This is a genomic window from Shewanella maritima (assembly GCF_043643735.1).
Taxonomy (GTDB): Bacteria; Pseudomonadota; Gammaproteobacteria; order Enterobacterales; family Shewanellaceae; genus Shewanella; species Shewanella maritima_A.
Genome location: NZ_JBHZSM010000017.1, coordinates 39546 through 56964, shown reverse-complemented (window position 1 = coordinate 56964; position 17419 = coordinate 39546). Strand labels below are relative to the sequence as shown.

Genomic DNA, 17419 nt, shown 5'->3' with positions numbered 1-17419 from the left:
TTTACACTTGCAGTGAATCTTGCGAGTATTTCCTTATAACAGGAGTGATGGATGTCATCTATCAATGTATTACTATTATGTGGTGGCGGCAGTGCAGAGCATGATATTTCTTTAATGTCTGCCGGCTTTTTTGAATCTACATTGGCAAACATTCCTGAGTTTAATGTACAAAAAGTTGAGCTAACCAAACAGGGGCAATATGTCACATCAGATGGCCATGTTTGTGAGATAAGCCACCAACGACAATTGCGATTTATGGATGATGCTAAAGCCTCTTGGCCAATTGATTATGCCATTCCTTGCATGCACGGTTACCCAGGTGAAACCGGCGATATTCAATCGTTTTTTGAATTGATTAAACTGCCCTATTTTGGTTGCGGCTCTGAAGCTTCACGCAACTGTTTTAATAAAATCACGGCAAAAATGTGGTTTACAGCACTCGATATTCCGCATACCCCCTATTTATATTTACATCAGCTTGATCAACCTGCCATTGAGCAAACCCAAGCGGCGCTCAACAAATGGGGGTCGATATTTATTAAAGCAGCAAGCCAAGGCTCATCTGTCGGTTGCTATAAGGTCGATACCCAACAAGATGTGGCAACTAAACTGACTGAAGCATTTCAATTCTCTCCTTTTGTGGTGGTGGAAAAAACCATTGTTGCTAGAGAGTTAGAAGTTGCTGTATATGAATATCAAGGTGAAATAGTCGCGAGTAAACCTGGCGAGATCATCTGTGCCAGTAACTCTTTTTATAGCTTTGATGAGAAATATGCTGCAACCAGTCAAGCAACAACCGATGTTGAAGCGCAAAACATTCCTGAAGATGTCACTGAGCAAATTCGCCAATACGCCATTAAAGCTTTTACTGGTATGAAGCTACGACATCTTTCAAGAATTGACTTTTTCCTTACTGAGAACGGTGAGATTTTGTTAAATGAAATCAACACCTTTCCGGGTTCAACACCAATCTCGATGTTCCCTAAAATGTTAGCGCATAATGGTGATTCGTTTGTGCAATTCCTAAAAGAAAAAGTAGCAGCTAGCGTAGCTTAATTATGCTTGTGTGACTAACCAATGTAAGCCGCACACCAGTTGTTCGGCTTACAGTAAACCTTCTTAAGTCGCTGCGGATATCAAAGCGAACGTTCTAAAAATGTGCTGTATTTGTCATGCAGCTGTTTCATAAACCCATCTTGATACATAGACTGCAACGCACCAGTTAAAGCATGGTATTGCTTATCAGGCATTGAGTTATGGCATGCCATCGCCCTTAATGAAGTGTAGAACACCAATAATGGCTCACCCAAATCTTGTCTTTGTTGCTTCATTAACCAGTTAGCACTAATAAGTTCTGAGGCCCATAAGTCGATACGATTACGCTGTAGCTTTTTCACATTCAATGCTGCATTGCTGGTTAATTCCACTTTGAAACCGAGCGAAATCAAATACTCTCCAATACCACTGCCAAGAAAACTACCAATTGAGTATTTTCGAGCATCTTCTAGGGTGATAAGCGGATCTTTCAAAGGTTGATGGCTGTATAAGCCATAACGGGAGATCATCACAGGGCCTATCCAACGATATCGGCTTTCACGTTGCTGATTCCGTTCAATCGGCAAAACACAATAATCTGTATGTTGTTCAGCAAGTGCCATACCGCGCTTTAGAGGAAAAAAAACAACATGATATTCAATCTCTGCTCGGGCAAAAAGCTCTGCAAGTAGCTCAATCACCAAACCTTGATTGCCGTTAGCCGCTTGTTCAGCAAACGGAGCTTCTTGATAAGTAATGACAGTTAATGGCTTTGCTACCACTTCAGGTAGTAGCAATCCGGTAAATAGCGTCAAAATCAATAAAAAGCGATTATTGCCAAGCACGAATCGCCTCCTCATAAGGTAATGTTTTACCTTTTACTTCCCCAAAAAAAGTCTGCTTAGGCGCACCAGGCTTATTTAGCCAATAAGACTCAGGTTTTTTAGGTGCTAGCTTTGGTGCGCATACCGCTGTAATGTCAGCCTCATTTTGTAACTGTAACAAATGCTGGTCCATGGTTTGGGCAAACAAGTCCATTCCTTGTTTTACTGACACTTTCCCTTCAACAATCTGACTGATATGCTGCCACCAATAACCGGCCATACCTGGATAATCTGGTACATTTGTGCCTGTTGGTGTCCATACATTACGCGCCTGACTGCGATAAAATTCAACCAGTCCTCCTAGGTAAGGCGCTTGTTTAGTCATTACCTCCGACTCAATATCAGACTGGCGTATTGGGGTTAACCCTTCCAGTAACTTGCTCAACGAGACCGTTTTTGACACCACAAATTGAGCATACAGCCACGCAGCAAGTTGTCGCTGTTTCGGTGTATTGCGTAAAAACGTCCAAGCACCGGTATCTTGGTAGCCAGACTTCATACCCTCACGCCAGTATTTGCCCACTGGCGATGGCGCCACTTTCCACTTAGGTGTACCATCAGCATTCACCACTGGCAAGCCGGGTTGAGTCAGTTCATCAACAAACGCGGTATACCAAAAAATCTTTTGAGCAATAACTCCTCTAGCAGGCCAGTCACCTGCTTCGGTAAAGTTTAGTTGTTTAGCCTCAATGGGTGCAAAACGGTTTAACCATTCGACATATTTACTGATTGCATAAACTGCTGCAGGGGAATTTAACGCCCCGCCCCTTGCAACACTGGCACCAACGGGGTGACAAGCTTCAACACGGATCCCCCACTCATCAACAGGCATACCGTTTGGCAACCCAACATCCCCGACCCCTGCCATAGATAACCAAGCATCAGACAGACGCCAGCCCAAGGAAGGATCGGTTTTAGCGTAATCCATGTGACCATAAATTTTCTGGCCATCAATTTCACCAACATCCACCGAAAAGAATTCGGCAATGTCTTCATAAGCTTGCCAGTTTTGCGGCACGCCGAGTGGGTAGCCATATTTTTGTTCAAATTGCGCTTGATATTGAGGGTTATCAAACCAATCGCTACGATACCAATATAGATTAGCAAATTGCTGGTCTGGTAATTGATATAAAATCCCATCGGGCCCTGTTGTAAACTTCAGCCCAATGAAGTCATCTAAATCAAGCGTTGGTAAGGTATAATCCTTGCCATGCTCCTTAATGATTTGAGTGATGGGTGTAACCGTTTGATTGCGAAAATGCGTACCAATTAGATCACTGTCATTGATAAAAGCATCATACAAATTCTCTCCAGTCATAATTTGAGCGGCCAGCTTTTTAATCACATCATCTTCACCCGTTAATTCATGAATAACATGAATACCTGTCAGCTCATAAAAAGCCTTAGCTAATACAGCAGATTCGTACTGATGTGTGTTGATCCGTTCAGACACCACTCTCACTTGCATCCCTTTAAAAGGTTTAGCTTGTTCAATAAACCAAGCGAGCTCCTGTCGCTGTTGCTGGTGAGTTAATGTTGAGTGCTTAAATTGATTACTGATTAAATGTTGGATGGTTTGACTTTGCTGAGATGTCAGCTGCGCGTCGATTGGTAATGAATGGGGAGGTATCTCATTAGGTGTAATGTCACTTTCAATAGCAATAGCGAGTTTCCCCTGAGCCACTAATAACAGTGAGACTATAAAGGTAACTAGCAATTTATTATGCCAAGCTGAAACTTTTAACAAGCTTCCTCCCTAATGTTTATTATCCCTAAGACCTCTTTCATACAGCGCTTAACGTGTTCGTTAATTTGTCGTCAGTAACGGTGAAACCTACATCTCAATAGCTTGTTGTTGAAATACTCCATAATTGTTCTTATTTCAGGCACGATAGCAATCCAATGGCGATAATAGAAAGTTGCAAAACTAGAACAATGAGCAGGTATTATTAAGTTTAGTATAAATATAACTTATATAATGACTTAGCATGGTATTTAGTCAATAAAAAAGGCTCATCAAAAGATGAGCCTTTTTAAAGTTGGCCTACAGACTTTAAAAGCCTTTCACGCCAGCCATATCCGGTAGTTTATGTGCGATACCTTTGTGACAATCAATACAGGTTTTTTCTCCACTTGCCAAAGACGTAGAGTGCATTTGCGAGGCACGCGTAGATTGGCGAGTAAAATCCATGTAATCAAAGTTATGGCAATTACGACACTCCAATGAATCATTCGCTTTTAAACGATTCCATTCATTTTCAGCTAAGTGACGACGTTTAGCCTCAAACTTTTCAGGTGTGTTAATCGTACCAAAAACCTTACCCCAAACCTCTTTTGATGCCTGCATTTTACGGGCGATCTTATCAGTCCAATTATGTGGCACATGGCAATCTGGGCACGTGGCTCTTACACCGCTTCGGTTAGTGAAATGGATTGTGGTTTTAAGTTCTTCATAAACGTTATTCTCCATTTCATGACAACCAATACAAAACTCTTCTTGGTTGGTAATTTCTAAGGCAGTGTTAAAGCCACCCCAGAAAATAATCCCCGCCACAAAACCACCTAATGTTAAAAAGCCTAAGCTATAGTGCACACTAGGTCGTCTCAGTACCTTCCATACTACTTGAAGTTTAGCAATTAGATTCGCAATCATATTGGCTCCTACTTGCTATTTTGCATTAACGTATGCACATCAACAAAATCGTTTTCCACGAGTCGTTTAGCATCCAGTTGCGGTGCGTGGCATTGCGTACAAAAATACCGACGAGGCGATAGCTCGGCCAAGAAGTTATTTTCACGATCCATAAAGTGAGTCACACTGACCATAGGAGCTTGGGTGTGCCCCGTGCTAGTCCGAGCATGGCACTGCATACACTTGTTGGCCTTGAGGTCAACTTGGTAGCCATCAATCTTATGTGGAATGACAGGCGGTTGCATTGGGTAGCTACGCACTTGTCTCACATCAGAATTGATTACCTTTTGCATGGCAGGCGGTGTCATTTCTACATCTAATGGTGCTAAACGTAATGTGGCAACTTTTTCATCTTTAACCGGTTCGGCCATTACATTGAATGAAAGACCCACTAAGGCAATGATTGAGATTAATTTTGCTGCTTTCATGGTCATTCTCCTTAGGCTTTGACAACTTTAATTGCACATTTCTTGAAGTCAGTTTCTTTAGACAGTGGATCTGTTGCATCCAGCGTCACTTTGTTAATTAACTGACTCGCGTCAAACCAAGGAACGAACACTAAACCAATCGGCGGCTTATTACGTCCACGTGTCTCGATACGGGTTTTAATTTCACCGCGTCGTGATATCACTTTCACTTCATCACCGCGACGTAAACCACGTTTTTTAGCATCATCAGGGTGCATGAAACACACTGCATCAGGGAAAGCTTTATACAGCTCTGGCACACGTTGTGTCATAGAACCGGAATGCCAATGTTCAAGTACACGCCCCGTTGATAGCCATAAATCATATTCACTATCAGGCTCTTCAGCAGCCGGTTCGTAGGGCAGAGCAAAAATTACCGCTCTGCCATCTGGCTTACCATAGAACTCGAAGCCTTTACCTTTACCAACATAAGGGTCAGCGCCTTCACGGAAGCGCCATAGGGTTTCTTTACCATCAACAACTGGCCAACGTAAACCGTGCTCTTTGTGGTAAACATCAAATGGTGCAAGGTCATGAGCTTTACCGCGACCAAAAGCAGCATACTCTTCAAACAAGCCCTTTTGCACATAGAAACCGTAATCAGTACTTTCGTCATTAGGGTGTTTAGGATCAATGTCTGACATTGGGAATTTATCAACTTGACCGTTTTGATATAGCACTTCAAACAATGTTTTACCCTTGTACTGAGGATTAGCCTCCAACACATCTTTTGGCCAAACTTCATCAGTGGTAAAGCGCTTAGAAAACTCCATTAACTGCCACAAATCTGAGCGAGACTCACCCGGAGCTTTAACTAGTTGGTGCCAGAATTGGGTACGACGCTCAGCATTACCGTATGCACCTTCTTTCTCAACCCACATTGCAGCTGGCAGAATTAAATCAGCTGCCTGAGTGGTCACTGTCGGGTAAGCATCTGAAACAACAATAAAGTTATCTGGGTTACGGTAACCAGGTAGACCTTCTTCATTCATGTTTGGTGCAGCTTGCATATTATTGTTCACTTGCACCCAGTAACAGTTAAGATCACCGTCTTTCAAGCGGCGGTTTTGCTCAACGGCGTGATAGCCTGGTTTTGGCGGGATAATGCCATCAGGAATTTTCCAGATTTTCTCAGCAATTTTTCTGTGCTTAGGGTTTTTAACCACCATATCAGCAGGTAAACGGTGAGAGAAAGTACCAACTTCACGTGCAGTACCACACGCTGAAGGTTGACCAGTTAATGAGAATGGGCTGTTACCTGGAGTAGAAATCTTACCAACAAGTAAGTGAATGTTATAAATCAAGTTATTACACCACACACCACGAGTATGTTGGTTAAAGCCCATGGTCCAGAATGAGGTCACTTTGCGATTTGGATCCGCATATAATTCAGCAAGCTCAATCAGACGTTTTTCTGGTACACCCGACAGTTTGCTAACTGACTTAACATCATAATCAGCAACGAATTTTTTGAACGCTTCAAAATCAATTGGTGTTGAGCTTCCTGCCGTATCAACATTTTTAGCTTTCTTTTCTAAAGGATGGCTAGGTCGTAAACCGTAACCAATATCAGTTTGGCCTTTGCGGAAGTTAACGTGCTTACTAACAAAATCTTTGTTTACTTTATCGTTCTGGATAATGTAGTTCGCAATAAAGTTTAGAATTGCAAGGTCAGTTTGTGGTGTAAACACCATTGGGATATCGGCTAAATCAAATGAACGATGTTCGAATGTAGAAAGCACTGCCACTTTGACATGTGGTGCTGATAAACGACGGTCAGTAACACGGGTCCACAGGATTGGGTGCATTTCAGCCATGTTTGAGCCCCAAAGCACAAAGGCATCGGCCGCTTCCATGTCGTCATAACAACCCATAGGCTCATCAATACCAAAGGTACGCATGAACCCACCTACAGCAGATGCCATACAGTGACGCGCGTTAGGGTCGAGGTTATTTGAACCGAAACCCGCTTTCATTAGCTTAGCTGCGGCATAACCTTCCCAAACAGTCCATTGACCAGAACCGAACATACCAATAGCCGTCGGTCCCTTCTCCTTCATGGTTTTTTTCCACTTAGCGGCCATGGTATCAAAGGCCATATCCCAACTAACTGGCGTAAATTCACCGTGTTTATCGTACTTACCATCAGTCATACGCAGCATTGGCGTTTGGATGCGGTCGCGACCATACATGATTTTCGATAGGAAGTAGCCCTTAATACAATTAAGGCCCTTATTGACTTCACTCTTAGCATCACCATGAGTTGCCACGACTTTTCCGTCACGTGTTGCCACGATAACCGAACACCCCGTACCACAAAAACGACAAGGCGCCTTATTCCATTCTAATTTTGTTTGTTCAGAGCTGGTAATTAGGTTACTTGCCGTAGCTGGCAATGCCAGCCCCGCCACGCCTGCTGCAGTCATTGCAGCATTAGCTTTCATAAATTCGCGTCTATTCATCTTCAATTCTCATCTTCATCTAGCGCCTCACTCTGGTGGTAAACCATAGTGGCAGATAACACGCCAGGAATGGCGTTAATAGTGGCAATGTCATCCATCAGGGACTTCTGACTTGGACCTTCAACTACGACGACCAATTTCACTTCGTTATTTGCAGATAGCTCTGCATTTTCAATCGCCATAATCTGTTGTCTAACATCAGCCATTTTTTCAGGTTGTACTTGAACGATTAGGCTAGTTACGTGAAATTCATTGCTCATTTTTATTTTTCCAATTTGTTTTTAATTTAACCTGCACCAGGCGGACCGGTTAAGATCTGACTAAACCAAATACTAAAACCTAATGCGCTTACGAGTAAGGCTGATAAAATTGGAGCTAAAAAAACCGTCAAGAATATAAAAATTTTAAATTCAAGGCTTTTTTCTTTTTCTTTATCAATACTCATGGACCCTCCAAGAGTGACTATGTAATCAAGAAACTAAATTGTTATTTTTAATTCACTAATCATGTTCAAACGGATTCTATCGTTAAACATTTAACAAACTATATACTCAATAATTGGTAAACACTCACTCACTTGATCTAGATCATAAAAACAATGCAATTCCAGCATTGATCATGAAAAACAAGCAGTTTTCTCGATTAACGTACCAACCACTTATAGATTGGGCCACAAACTTTAGTCGAGCCTAATATTCAGTATAAGCAAAAAACAACAATTTATGTTAAAAATTGGTTAACAAGCCGTTCTTGGTTTAAGGTCTGATGATTTTACAGGAAATGTAGTTGGCTAATGCTTTAGCCAACTCACAAAATGACAAAAATGAATAGAAATTGAATATGATTTTACAGGTGGGAATTTATATATTTATTTAAAAGTGAAATCTTATACTTATTTAGGGTTATTTCTATAACGTAATACTTTTAAAGACTTCTGTTCATTTATATCCTTATAAACTTCAGGGTTATCTATTCGTTCAATAAATAATAATTGTGGTGCGGTTTCAGCGACCTGTTGCATTAAAAAATCACAGCTTAATTCAGGTGCGTTTAAACAAAGTAAAACCTCTCCATCCTCTGATAACAAGCTTGGCAAGCGCTTAAGTAAACGCTGGTAATCTTTGGTCGCGACAAAGCTACCTTTCTGATTACTTGGCGGATCAGCAATAATCAGATCATATGGCCCCAATTTAGTCAGCTTACCCCATGATTTGAAGATATCATGACCAAAGAAACGAGCCCCGTGGGCTAAATCATTCAGTAAATGGTTTTGCTTACCAATACTCAGCGCCCCTTTACTCATGTCCATATTAACCACTTGGCTGGCACCACCTTGTAATGCCATTACACTAAAGCCACAGGTATAAGAAAACAGGTTAAGTACATTTTTATCTTGGGCATGTGCCTTGACCCAACGCCGACCATTAGCCATATCAAGGAATAAGCCATGATTTTGGCCACGCAGTATATGAACTAAAAAGCGTGCATCATTTTCGATAATGACATGCTCATCTGGTACATCACCCTGCACGACTTGCGTTTGAGTTTGTCCCCCTGAGCGATACTGGAACACAAGGTTAAGCGGTTTATCACTATGAAATTGGTTCCACGCGACATTGATGGACTCAAATAAGCTGGCTTGCTCTGTTTCCGATAACACTTTGAAACTGGTAAGCAAGAGCGCGGGGTTAAACCAGTCTAAACATAAATGCTCTTCACCTAAGTGCAATCCTCCACGGCCATGAAATATTCGAGAGCTACCCCTTACGAGATGCGCCTGACTTAGCGCGTCAATTAATGCTGCCATATAAAAATCACTCACTTGTACTGCATAGTTATTGAGTTTTGAGCCGGTACAGGTATCGCTTAAAGCGAGTTATTTGCACTGATTTAACTGTTTGATTCACTTTTAGCTTGCTCAGTTTGTTCAAGAGCCTCAATTGCACAAACCTCTTTATCGACATCATCAGATAACAAAATTGACAGCCAGTTACCTGATTGACTAGACTCAAGTGCAATTTTAACAATCATAGTCAATGGCACCGATAACAGCATGCCGACAGATCCGAGCATCCAACCCCAGAAAATTAATGATAAAAACACCACTAAGGTCGATAAACCTAAGCCTCTACCCATGTATTTAGGCTCGACTACATTACCCATCACGGTATTGGTGCCCAGATATAGTAATGCTGTCATACCTGCAGCCCCTGGCCCCATTTGAATAAATGCCAATAACACCGCTGGGATCGCGGCAATGATAGAACCAATATTCGGAATATAATTAAATAAGAAAGCGATGACAGCCCATAGCAAAGCGTAATCAACACCGATAATCGAAAGTCCAATACCCACAATCACACCTGTGCCCACACTAACCATGGTTTTGATCAACATGTATTGATTCACTGACTGTAAAAACTTATCAATCTGCTTTAAACGCATGTCAGGGTCATCTAACGCTAAATGCAGCTTTTTAGGTAATGACTGTGCTTCAAATAACATAAACACAATGGTCAGTACGATTAAAAACAAGTTGGCCATTACATTACCCACACCAGATAACATATTGGTCGTCATACTCAGCGCCATACCAGGGTCGAAATAATCAAACACTTTCTCTTTGGAAATATGAATGTTGAACTCGTTTAACTTGTCTAATATCCAGGCAAATTGCTCGATAAGTTGTGCCCTATATACAGGCAGCTGCTTGGAAAACTCATTAATCGAACTCCCGACCAAACTTGCCAACCACAGTCCCATCAAGACAATAAACAGCATCAGTAGCATAACTGATACCGCTTTAGGGATTTTATAGCGTGTCATGAACACAATGACTGGATTGAAAATCACTGCCAAGAAAGCCGCCAGAACAAATGGCACAACAATGGGGCTCGCAGCCTTGATACCTGCCATGATAATGACTAAACACGCCATCACCACAAAGCCACGAACAGCCATTGAAGACTCTTGGAACCCTTTCATAAAAATACCCTTAGTAATTGAAAGTCATTGAGAAATGTAAAACTAACTACACTTAAACAATCCATGATATAACTATTCCACAAAGGAATAAAATGACACTAGCCACAGGAAAAAGCTCCCATGATGAGACCTGATACTGCCATTATACGCATAAAAAACTTACGTCTGCGCACTTTCATTGGTATTAAACAGGAAGAAATCGATAATCAACAAGATGTTATCGTCAATGTCATCATTCATTATTGTGCTGAAAAAGCCTGTAACAGCGAAGACATAACTGAAGCATTAAATTATCGAACCATCACAAAGAAAATCATTGCCCTCATTGAAAGTAACCGTTTTTCATTGCTAGAAAACCTCACCAAACAAGTGCTAAATATTGCTAGCGAACATGACTGGGTTGAATATGCCAGTGTAGAAATTGATAAGCCACATGCCCTGCGCTTTGCAGATTCTGTTTCTATGGAGCTTTGCTACCACAAATAGTGTCTAAATTTGATCAACCCTTATGTTTGATGCGTACTCATAATTAGATTATGTACCATAGACGTCCTCAAAGTCTGGAGTGAACCATGAAAATATTGATCACGGGTGCCACAGGTTTTGTCGGAAAAGCGTTGGTCAATGCTTTAACCGAGCAGCAATTGTCCATTGTGAGCCGCAACACTAATAGAGCAAAGCAAATATTAGGACCACAACACGATTACCTAGACAGTTTACTGACATTAACTCACCTCAATGATTTTGATGCAGTGATAAACCTCGCTGGTGAGCCTATTATTGGAAAGCGTTGGAGCGATAAGCAAAAGCAAGTGATATGCGATAGTCGTTGGAGCATCACGGCAGCCATTAGTCAACTCATCAGCCAAAGCGACACACCACCTCATACATTCATTAGCGCATCTGCGGTTGGGTTTTATGGTAGACAAGGCGTTAAGATCCTCAATGAAACAAGCCCTGTAAACGATGAATTCAGTCACAGAGTGTGTAAAGAGTGGGAGCGTTTAGCACTGCAATCACAATCTACCCATACGCGTGTATGTATTACTCGCATAGGCATTGTGTTAGGCAAAAATGGTGGCGCCCTGGCAAAGATGTTATTACCTTTTAAACTCGGCGCTGGCGGGCCTATCGGTTCAGGCAATCAGGGATTTAGTTGGATACACATTAACGACCTAGTTGGATTGATTCATTTTCTATTACTGAACAACAACGCCAAAGGCGTATTTAACGCTACAGCCCCTCAACCAGTAAGTAATAAAGTATTCTCTAAAGCCTTAGGACGCGCACTTAACCGTCCAGCAATTGTACCGACGCCAAGTTTTGCCTTAAAACTTGCGATGGGTGAAATGGCTGAATTGCTCACTGAGGGCCAATACGTGTATCCTCAACATGCCATTGATGATGGTTATACGTTTCAGTATTCAGATATTGATACAGCCTTGAGCGCTATTTTGTAAACAGCCCTAAGCCCGATTCTGTAAACAGCCCTAAGCCCGATTCTGTAAACAGCCTTGAGCTCAGTTCTGTAAACAGCCTTGGGCAGGTTTTAATCAACCAATAAGGCTCGTTTAGTAGAAAGACGGCGAATGGCGACGTAGCCAACCTAATCCATTTTGTCGCTACACACGATTAATGGGCTTTATTCACTAACTGACGAATAATTTCTATCACAGCATCATAGCGACTGGGTAATTGCCTGTGTGTTTTAGACACAAATAACAAGGGTTCAGACACTGTTTGCTGTTCGTCTTGTCCATCAAATTGTTGAGCTAAGTACAATTGCTCAGCAACATCTGAATGCTGCACAGCAAACTCAGGCAATACGGCAAACCCAAGGCCTTTTGCCACTGGCAATAAAATCTGATTTAACTGATTAACATATGTACGTGATGGGATCTGCAAATACTTGGCAGGGATATCTTTAAAAAAGCACTCAGCAATTTGTCGCCAATAATGCATGCCATCAGGCGAGCTTATCATCCCCAACGTGGCTAAATCATCATAACTTATCGTCTTTCCTGCATAAGAGGCCGGCAGAGCGACGCACAAGTTTTGTTCGCCAAAATGTTCACAATTTAACTGTGGGTGCGCAACTTGCCCCGTCACTATGCCTAAATCAATGTGGTTCTCTACAACACCTTCAATAATACGATTATTAGGTGCAGCTTCCACCGACATAGTCAGTTCGGGATGTGATAATTGAAGCTCTAACAGGTGCGGGTAGATCAACATGGCCATAGAGCCTGAGCAAGCAATACGACACTCACCACTATATGGGTCGTCTTGCCCTAAAGATTTGATAAACTGGGATTGCTGCTGCACGAGCTGTTTACCGTATTGATATAGTTCCTGACCAGCTTGAGTTAACTCGAATCGTTTACCCACTCGATTCAGCAATGCTTGTCCTACCTGTTGTTCTAGCTTTTTAATATGCTGAGTGACACCAGGTTGAGTCATAAACAACTGCTCAGCAGTTTGACCAAAATGACCGACTTCAACCAGCTTGATATAAGTTTGTAAATAGTTAGGGTTCAGCATATTCCACCGAAATTCTGTGTCTTAGTTATTAAACGTCTCAACACTTAAGGTAAACAGTCACATTGATAATAAACCAATATTATCAAAAATATGCGCAATGATAATTATTTTACTAACCATTTAATAAAACCAATACTCATCCATTGTGAATGTTTCAAGCTGTAAAATCATAACTGCGTTTAACTTCAACCACTTCGACATTATAGCTTTGATACCATCGTGACTTCCCTAGCGCCTGTGCTTGTTGGTGCGTCTTATCATTTCGCCAAGCTTGGATATCATCCAAACTATGCCAATAAGAAATCGCCACCTCTAATTCCCCTTCACTGACAGCCACAAAGTCGATGCACTGGTATTGCTCAAATGCCAGTTGCCGCATTGTAGCCACCATTTCACCATACTGCTCATCCAGCTGACCCACCTTGGCTTTAAAGATCACGGCAAACATGACACCTCCTATTGTCGACGAATTCGAATAGAAACAATTAATAAAAAGGGAGGCGAATGCCTCCCATTGATTAACCTGCTTTGAGTAGCTCACCACAGGTTTGATTCAGTAACTGTCTACAGCGCCACATACCTAGCATAGCCACCACAACCGCACCCGCTAATGGTGCAATTGCCCACCATGGCCAGTGCATATATACCACTAACTCAAACACCTGAGTTTTCAGTAAGTACAAGGTAAACTCAGCGACTATGACAGCGAGCAACCCCGCTATTGCTCCAAGCAACGCAAATTCAAAACCAGTGGACATTCTCAGTAACCAACCAGAAGCTCCAAATGTACGTAATACTGCCAGCTCCCGTTGCCTTGTTGCCATGCCCGCTTCAGTTTGCGCAATTAATACTAAGGCACTTGCCAGAAGTACTAACGCCAACACCAATGTCAGCGACAACGACACTTGATCAATGATCAGTCTTAATTGTTCAACCATTGCCCCCACATCAATCACTGACACGGTTGGGAATAATTGAATTAATTGCAGTACCACCTCATCAGCAGTCAGCGTTGAACCTTGGGCTTTTAATGTTTCATCAGACAAATAAAAGCTCGCCATTGAGGTATATGAAAACCCCTCTAGCGCTTTGGGTCTAAATATCATGAAGAAGTTAGGTTGCAGCGTTTCCCACTGCACTGAACGAAAACTGGCAACTTTCACGCTCACGAGTTGGTTGTCTAGATTAAACGACAGCTCATCGCCCAGCTCAAGACCTAGCCTTTCTGCAACTTCAACTTCAACTGAAACTTCATCATCCGATTGGTTAAAGTGCCCTTGAATAATCTCGTTATTTGGTGGCAGTGTTTCACGGTAAGTTAAATTCAATTCACGGGAGATCCCAACACGCCCTTCAACACCATTTCGCTTTTGATCTCTAGAAATGAGTTCTTCACCATTAATATGAGTTAAGCGTCCTCGGATAACAGGGTAAATATCAGTCGCAATAATATTGTTGTCATCAAGGAAATGATTCAAAGGCTGGCTATCTTCAGGTGCTATATTCACTAAAAAGTAGTTTGGCGCCCCTTCCGGTAATTGCTTTTGCCATTCGTTCAACAAGTCTTGGCGTAATGCCAAAATAGTCAGTAATAAAACCAACGCACTACTAAAGCCAACCAGTTGCACCGCATTTTGCCTTGCACGGCGGCGCAAACCAGCCAATGCTAATTGCATAGGATTAGTGGTTTTCATGCCAACACCATGACCTAAACGGATCATGACAAAGCCTAATACACTCAACAACACACCTAATAATAAAACCGATGAAACAACCGTCATGGTCAACTCTAGGCTGCGTGAATACAGGTAACCTAGCAGCGCCATTGCCGTTAAACTGAGTAATAAGTGCAACCACATGCCCGCTTGAATACCCTCTAACTGACGCTGCAGCACCCTTAATGGTGGTATGGCAAGCAACCTTAACAATGGATATGCTGAGAACATGAAAGCACTAACCAAACCAGTCGTTACACCCAGCATCATCGGCCGAAAATATGGCGGCGAATAAGCAGCGATTTCAGCAGGTAAAAAGGCGTTAATACTGCTATCAAGAATAAAGCCCCCCATTAAACCTAATACCACACCAAGCGCAGTCACCAACAGTAAGTGCATCGCAAAAATCTGACGAATTTGCTTGCCAGATGCACCAAAGGTTTTTAGCATCGCAACCACATCATAATGGCGCTGGCAATAACGCTGCGCAGCAATACCAATTGCCGCACAGGCCAAGGCAATGCCTAACAGGCTAGCGAGTAGTAAAAACCGTTCAGCTCGTTTCACCGCTGAGGCAATCGGCGAATCACCAGATTGCACATCCACCCAACGCTGCGAATTATTAAGCAGCGGTTTTACCTGCTCTTCAAACTGTTTTAATTGCGCCGCTTCACCAGCAAACTGATAAAGGTATGTTACGCGGCTACCTGGCTGAATAATCTGCGTATCAGCAACATCCTCAATACGCATGAGCAATACTGGTGATGAAGCAAACGGATTGAAACCACCATCTGGCAAACGGCTGATTTCGGCCGCCATATTTAATTGAATACTGCCTAATTCCAATGAGTCAGGGTAGCCCATTAAGCCACCGAGACGAGTTTCAAACCATGCTTGATGCTTACCAGGCAAATCATTTGTAGCGCCGCTAGCTAACTCAATTTGCCCTTTGAGAGGATAACCTGGTCCAACGGCCTTAATGGTAACCAGTTGAAAATTATCACCGGCATAGACCATGGAGTTAAACTGCATGTTTTTGACATGCTGCAAACCATTGCTATCAGCTAACTGAAGTACACTTTCATCAAGTGGTATGGGAGAGTCGATAATGCGATCGGCTGCAATAAAGTTAGCGGCCTCACCATTGATAGCCACTTGCAAACGTTCACTCACTCGGGATAAACCACTGACCGAAAGCACAGCTAAAGTGATAGCCAATACAATTAAAACTAGCTGCCCTTGTGACAGCTCACGCCTAAATAAGCGCCATGCCAATTGCCACGCCATTACACTGCCTCCGCAGGCGTGAGAGTGTTATCAACGCTTGCTGTTGTCTCTGACAGTTGGCCACTGTCCATGGTCAGTTGTCGAGCGCAGCGCTGTGCTAGATGCATATCATGGGTCACTAGCACTAGGGTTGTGTCGCTTTCCTGATTCATTTGGAACAGCATATCGGCAATCTTGTCACCATTAGCACTATCAAGGTTACCTGTAGGCTCATCGGCAAACAGTACTTTAGGCTCACAAATAAACGCACGAGCAATGGCAACCCTTTGCTGCTCACCACCTGAAAGTTGCTTAGGTAAATGAGTTAACCTATGACCAAGCCCCACTCGTTCCAGCATGGCTTTTGCCTTAGCATTGGCATCTTTCACACCCGATAATTCAGCGGGCAGCATCACATTTTCTAATGCAGTTAACGTATCGACCAACATAAAAGACTGGAAGATAAAACTGACTTTTTGTTTTCTTAGCGCCGCTTTTTGTTCTTCATCTAATTTTGACAACGCTACCCCGTCTAACGTAATTTCTCCTGAAGAGGGAGTATCCAGTGCAGCGAGTAAACCCAGTAAAGTTGACTTACCAGAACCCGATGGTCCTAAGATCGCCACACTTTCACCCTGCTTGACATCCAAATTAATGCCCTTGAGGATAGTTAACTCTCCTTCTTGGGTAACAACAGTTTTTTTAAGGTCGGTGACACGAATGGCACTATCAGTTAACTCTTTGTTTATTGGCATACAATCCTTCTTTTGTTTTACGTTCAAACGCAGCGTCTATGCTGTTGTATTATCACTTTTTCTAAGCTCTTCTAGCTATGCTGCCACGATTTTAATCTTAGGTGATAGTTTAAGTGCCGGTTACGGCATTGATGAAGAGCAAGGTTGGGTCAAATTATTACAACAACAACTGCCTCAACATCAGGTTATTAACGGCTCTGTCAGCGGCGAAACAACAGCTGGAGGATTAAGAAGACTCCCAGCACTTCTGGACTCCAGCGAGATTGATTTAGTGGTTGTTGAATTAGGAGGCAACGATGGACTCCGTGGTTTTCCACCTAATAAACTGAAATCAAATCTTACAAAAATCATTGAATTATCTCAGCAGCGTGGCGCAAAGGTTTTACTCACTGAAATCATGGTGCCACCAAACTATGGTCCTAGATACAGTAAAATGTTCAACGATGTGTATCAAGACCTTGCTGATGACTTTGACCTAAAACTGATCCCATTCTTTATGCAGGACATTGCGCCAAATAAAGCATTAATGCAGCGTGACGGTATCCATCCAAATGCCGATGCTCAGCCTAAAATTACGCAATGGATGTTGTCCTGGATCACAGATGCGATTGAATAAT

General features: G+C 42.4%; 17 protein-coding genes. 4 read left to right on the top strand and 13 right to left on the bottom strand.

Going from position 1 to position 17419, the window contains the following annotated elements; translation table 11 throughout:
• The first annotated feature begins 51 nt into the window (after nucleotides 1–51).
• Nucleotides 52–1056 carry a D-alanine--D-alanine ligase gene (locus tag ACHUGF_RS15890; RefSeq protein WP_394132668.1) on the top strand — a complete coding sequence of 335 codons (1005 nt, stop codon included), beginning with the start codon at nucleotides 52–54 and terminating at the stop codon, nucleotides 1054–1056.
• A gap of 80 nt (nucleotides 1057–1136) precedes the next feature.
• Here ACHUGF_RS15890 and ACHUGF_RS15885 read toward each other — a convergent pair whose 3' ends face one another.
• The 9 genes from ACHUGF_RS15885 to ACHUGF_RS15845 form a co-directional block, all read right to left on the bottom strand.
• Nucleotides 1137–1880, bottom strand: coding sequence for a substrate-binding periplasmic protein (locus ACHUGF_RS15885; RefSeq protein WP_394132666.1), 744 nt, complete (start codon nucleotides 1878–1880; stop codon nucleotides 1137–1139).
• A complete protein-coding gene (locus tag ACHUGF_RS15880) occupies nucleotides 1867–3549 on the bottom strand; it encodes an ABC transporter substrate-binding protein (protein WP_394132701.1) in 1683 nt (560 codons plus the stop codon). Before ACHUGF_RS15880 ends, ACHUGF_RS15885 begins: the two co-directional genes overlap by 14 nt.
• A 423-nt stretch (nucleotides 3550–3972) precedes the next feature.
• A complete protein-coding gene (locus ACHUGF_RS15875; RefSeq protein ID WP_394132665.1) occupies nucleotides 3973–4572 on the bottom strand; it encodes a cytochrome c3 family protein in 600 nt (199 codons plus the stop codon).
• 8 nt (nucleotides 4573–4580) lie between these two features.
• A complete protein-coding gene (locus tag ACHUGF_RS15870) occupies nucleotides 4581–5039 on the bottom strand; it encodes a nitrate reductase cytochrome c-type subunit (protein WP_394132664.1) in 459 nt (152 codons plus the stop codon).
• Nucleotides 5040–5050: 11 nt separating this feature from the next.
• On the bottom strand, nucleotides 5051–7540 hold the full coding sequence (gene napA / locus ACHUGF_RS15865) for a nitrate reductase catalytic subunit NapA (RefSeq protein WP_394132662.1): 2490 nt from the start codon (nucleotides 7538–7540) through the stop codon (nucleotides 5051–5053).
• Between the two features lie 2 nt (nucleotides 7541–7542).
• Nucleotides 7543–7800, bottom strand: a complete 258-nt coding sequence (locus tag ACHUGF_RS15860; protein ID WP_394132660.1) for a chaperone NapD — start codon at nucleotides 7798–7800, stop codon at nucleotides 7543–7545.
• A 26-nt stretch (nucleotides 7801–7826) separates the two neighbouring features.
• Nucleotides 7827–7985, bottom strand: coding sequence for a periplasmic nitrate reductase, NapE protein (locus ACHUGF_RS15855; protein WP_394132659.1), 159 nt, complete (start codon nucleotides 7983–7985; stop codon nucleotides 7827–7829).
• A 447-nt stretch (nucleotides 7986–8432) separates the two neighbouring features.
• The gene (locus ACHUGF_RS15850; RefSeq protein WP_394132657.1) at nucleotides 8433–9347 is read right to left on the bottom strand and encodes a class I SAM-dependent methyltransferase; all 915 of its coding nucleotides are present in this window, start codon (nucleotides 9345–9347) and stop codon (nucleotides 8433–8435) included.
• An 83-nt stretch (nucleotides 9348–9430) separates the two neighbouring features.
• On the bottom strand, nucleotides 9431–10525 hold the full coding sequence (locus tag ACHUGF_RS15845; RefSeq protein WP_394132656.1) for an AI-2E family transporter: 1095 nt from the start codon (nucleotides 10523–10525) through the stop codon (nucleotides 9431–9433).
• A 123-nt stretch (nucleotides 10526–10648) separates the two neighbouring features.
• Here ACHUGF_RS15845 and folX point away from each other — a divergent pair, with 123 nt between their 5' ends.
• Together folX and ACHUGF_RS15835 are read left to right on the top strand one after the other, a co-directional pair.
• The gene (folX, locus tag ACHUGF_RS15840; RefSeq protein ID WP_394132700.1) at nucleotides 10649–11011 is read left to right on the top strand and encodes a dihydroneopterin triphosphate 2'-epimerase; all 363 of its coding nucleotides are present in this window, start codon (nucleotides 10649–10651) and stop codon (nucleotides 11009–11011) included.
• An 86-nt stretch (nucleotides 11012–11097) separates the two neighbouring features.
• A complete protein-coding gene (locus tag ACHUGF_RS15835) occupies nucleotides 11098–11985 on the top strand; it encodes a TIGR01777 family oxidoreductase (protein WP_394132654.1) in 888 nt (295 codons plus the stop codon).
• A 172-nt stretch (nucleotides 11986–12157) separates the two neighbouring features.
• Here ACHUGF_RS15835 and ACHUGF_RS15830 read toward each other — a convergent pair whose 3' ends face one another.
• The 4 genes from ACHUGF_RS15830 to ACHUGF_RS15815 form a co-directional block, all read right to left on the bottom strand.
• Nucleotides 12158–13066 carry a LysR family transcriptional regulator gene (locus tag ACHUGF_RS15830; protein ID WP_394132653.1) on the bottom strand — a complete coding sequence of 303 codons (909 nt, stop codon included), beginning with the start codon at nucleotides 13064–13066 and terminating at the stop codon, nucleotides 12158–12160.
• 154 nt (nucleotides 13067–13220) lie between these two features.
• Nucleotides 13221–13514, bottom strand: coding sequence for an antibiotic biosynthesis monooxygenase family protein (locus tag ACHUGF_RS15825; protein ID WP_394132651.1), 294 nt, complete (start codon nucleotides 13512–13514; stop codon nucleotides 13221–13223).
• Between the two features lie 70 nt (nucleotides 13515–13584).
• Nucleotides 13585–16068, bottom strand: coding sequence for an ABC transporter permease (locus ACHUGF_RS15820; RefSeq protein WP_394132649.1), 2484 nt, complete (start codon nucleotides 16066–16068; stop codon nucleotides 13585–13587).
• Nucleotides 16068–16802 carry an ABC transporter ATP-binding protein gene (locus ACHUGF_RS15815; protein WP_394132648.1) on the bottom strand — a complete coding sequence of 245 codons (735 nt, stop codon included), beginning with the start codon at nucleotides 16800–16802 and terminating at the stop codon, nucleotides 16068–16070. Before ACHUGF_RS15815 ends, ACHUGF_RS15820 begins: the two co-directional genes overlap by 1 nt.
• Between ACHUGF_RS15815 and ACHUGF_RS15810 the strand changes: the two genes are divergently transcribed.
• The gene (locus tag ACHUGF_RS15810; protein WP_394132646.1) at nucleotides 16768–17418 is read left to right on the top strand and encodes an arylesterase; all 651 of its coding nucleotides are present in this window, start codon (nucleotides 16768–16770) and stop codon (nucleotides 17416–17418) included. The two genes, ACHUGF_RS15815 and ACHUGF_RS15810, sit on opposite strands and share 35 nt — an antisense overlap.
• Nucleotide 17419: the final 1 nt, after the last annotated feature.

Bases quoted from the DNA above. Each gene is read 5' to 3' on its own strand.
- ACHUGF_RS15890 (WP_394132668.1), top strand. From the start codon at position 52: ATGTCATCTATCAATGTATTACTATTATGTGGTGGCGGCAGTGCAGAG.
- ACHUGF_RS15875 (WP_394132665.1), bottom strand. From the start codon at position 4,572: ATGATTGCGAATCTAATTGCTAAACTTCAAGTAGTATGGAAGGTACTG.
- ACHUGF_RS15870 (WP_394132664.1), bottom strand. From the start codon at position 5,039: ATGAAAGCAGCAAAATTAATCTCAATCATTGCCTTAGTGGGTCTTTCA.
- napA (WP_394132662.1), bottom strand. From the start codon at position 7,540: ATGAATAGACGCGAATTTATGAAAGCTAATGCTGCAATGACTGCAGCA.
- ACHUGF_RS15860 (WP_394132660.1), bottom strand. From the start codon at position 7,800: ATGAGCAATGAATTTCACGTAACTAGCCTAATCGTTCAAGTACAACCT.
- ACHUGF_RS15855 (WP_394132659.1), bottom strand. From the start codon at position 7,985: ATGAGTATTGATAAAGAAAAAGAAAAAAGCCTTGAATTTAAAATTTTT.
- ACHUGF_RS15850 (WP_394132657.1), bottom strand. From the start codon at position 9,347: ATGGCAGCATTAATTGACGCGCTAAGTCAGGCGCATCTCGTAAGGGGT.
- ACHUGF_RS15845 (WP_394132656.1), bottom strand. From the start codon at position 10,525: ATGAAAGGGTTCCAAGAGTCTTCAATGGCTGTTCGTGGCTTTGTGGTG.
- folX (WP_394132700.1), top strand. From the start codon at position 10,649: ATGAGACCTGATACTGCCATTATACGCATAAAAAACTTACGTCTGCGC.
- ACHUGF_RS15835 (WP_394132654.1), top strand. From the start codon at position 11,098: ATGAAAATATTGATCACGGGTGCCACAGGTTTTGTCGGAAAAGCGTTG.
- ACHUGF_RS15830 (WP_394132653.1), bottom strand. From the start codon at position 13,066: ATGCTGAACCCTAACTATTTACAAACTTATATCAAGCTGGTTGAAGTC.
- ACHUGF_RS15825 (WP_394132651.1), bottom strand. From the start codon at position 13,514: ATGTTTGCCGTGATCTTTAAAGCCAAGGTGGGTCAGCTGGATGAGCAG.
- ACHUGF_RS15820 (WP_394132649.1), bottom strand. From the start codon at position 16,068: ATGGCGTGGCAATTGGCATGGCGCTTATTTAGGCGTGAGCTGTCACAA.
- ACHUGF_RS15810 (WP_394132646.1), top strand. From the start codon at position 16,768: ATGGCACTATCAGTTAACTCTTTGTTTATTGGCATACAATCCTTCTTT.
- ACHUGF_RS15815 (WP_394132648.1), bottom strand. From the start codon at position 16,802: ATGCCAATAAACAAAGAGTTAACTGATAGTGCCATTCGTGTCACCGAC.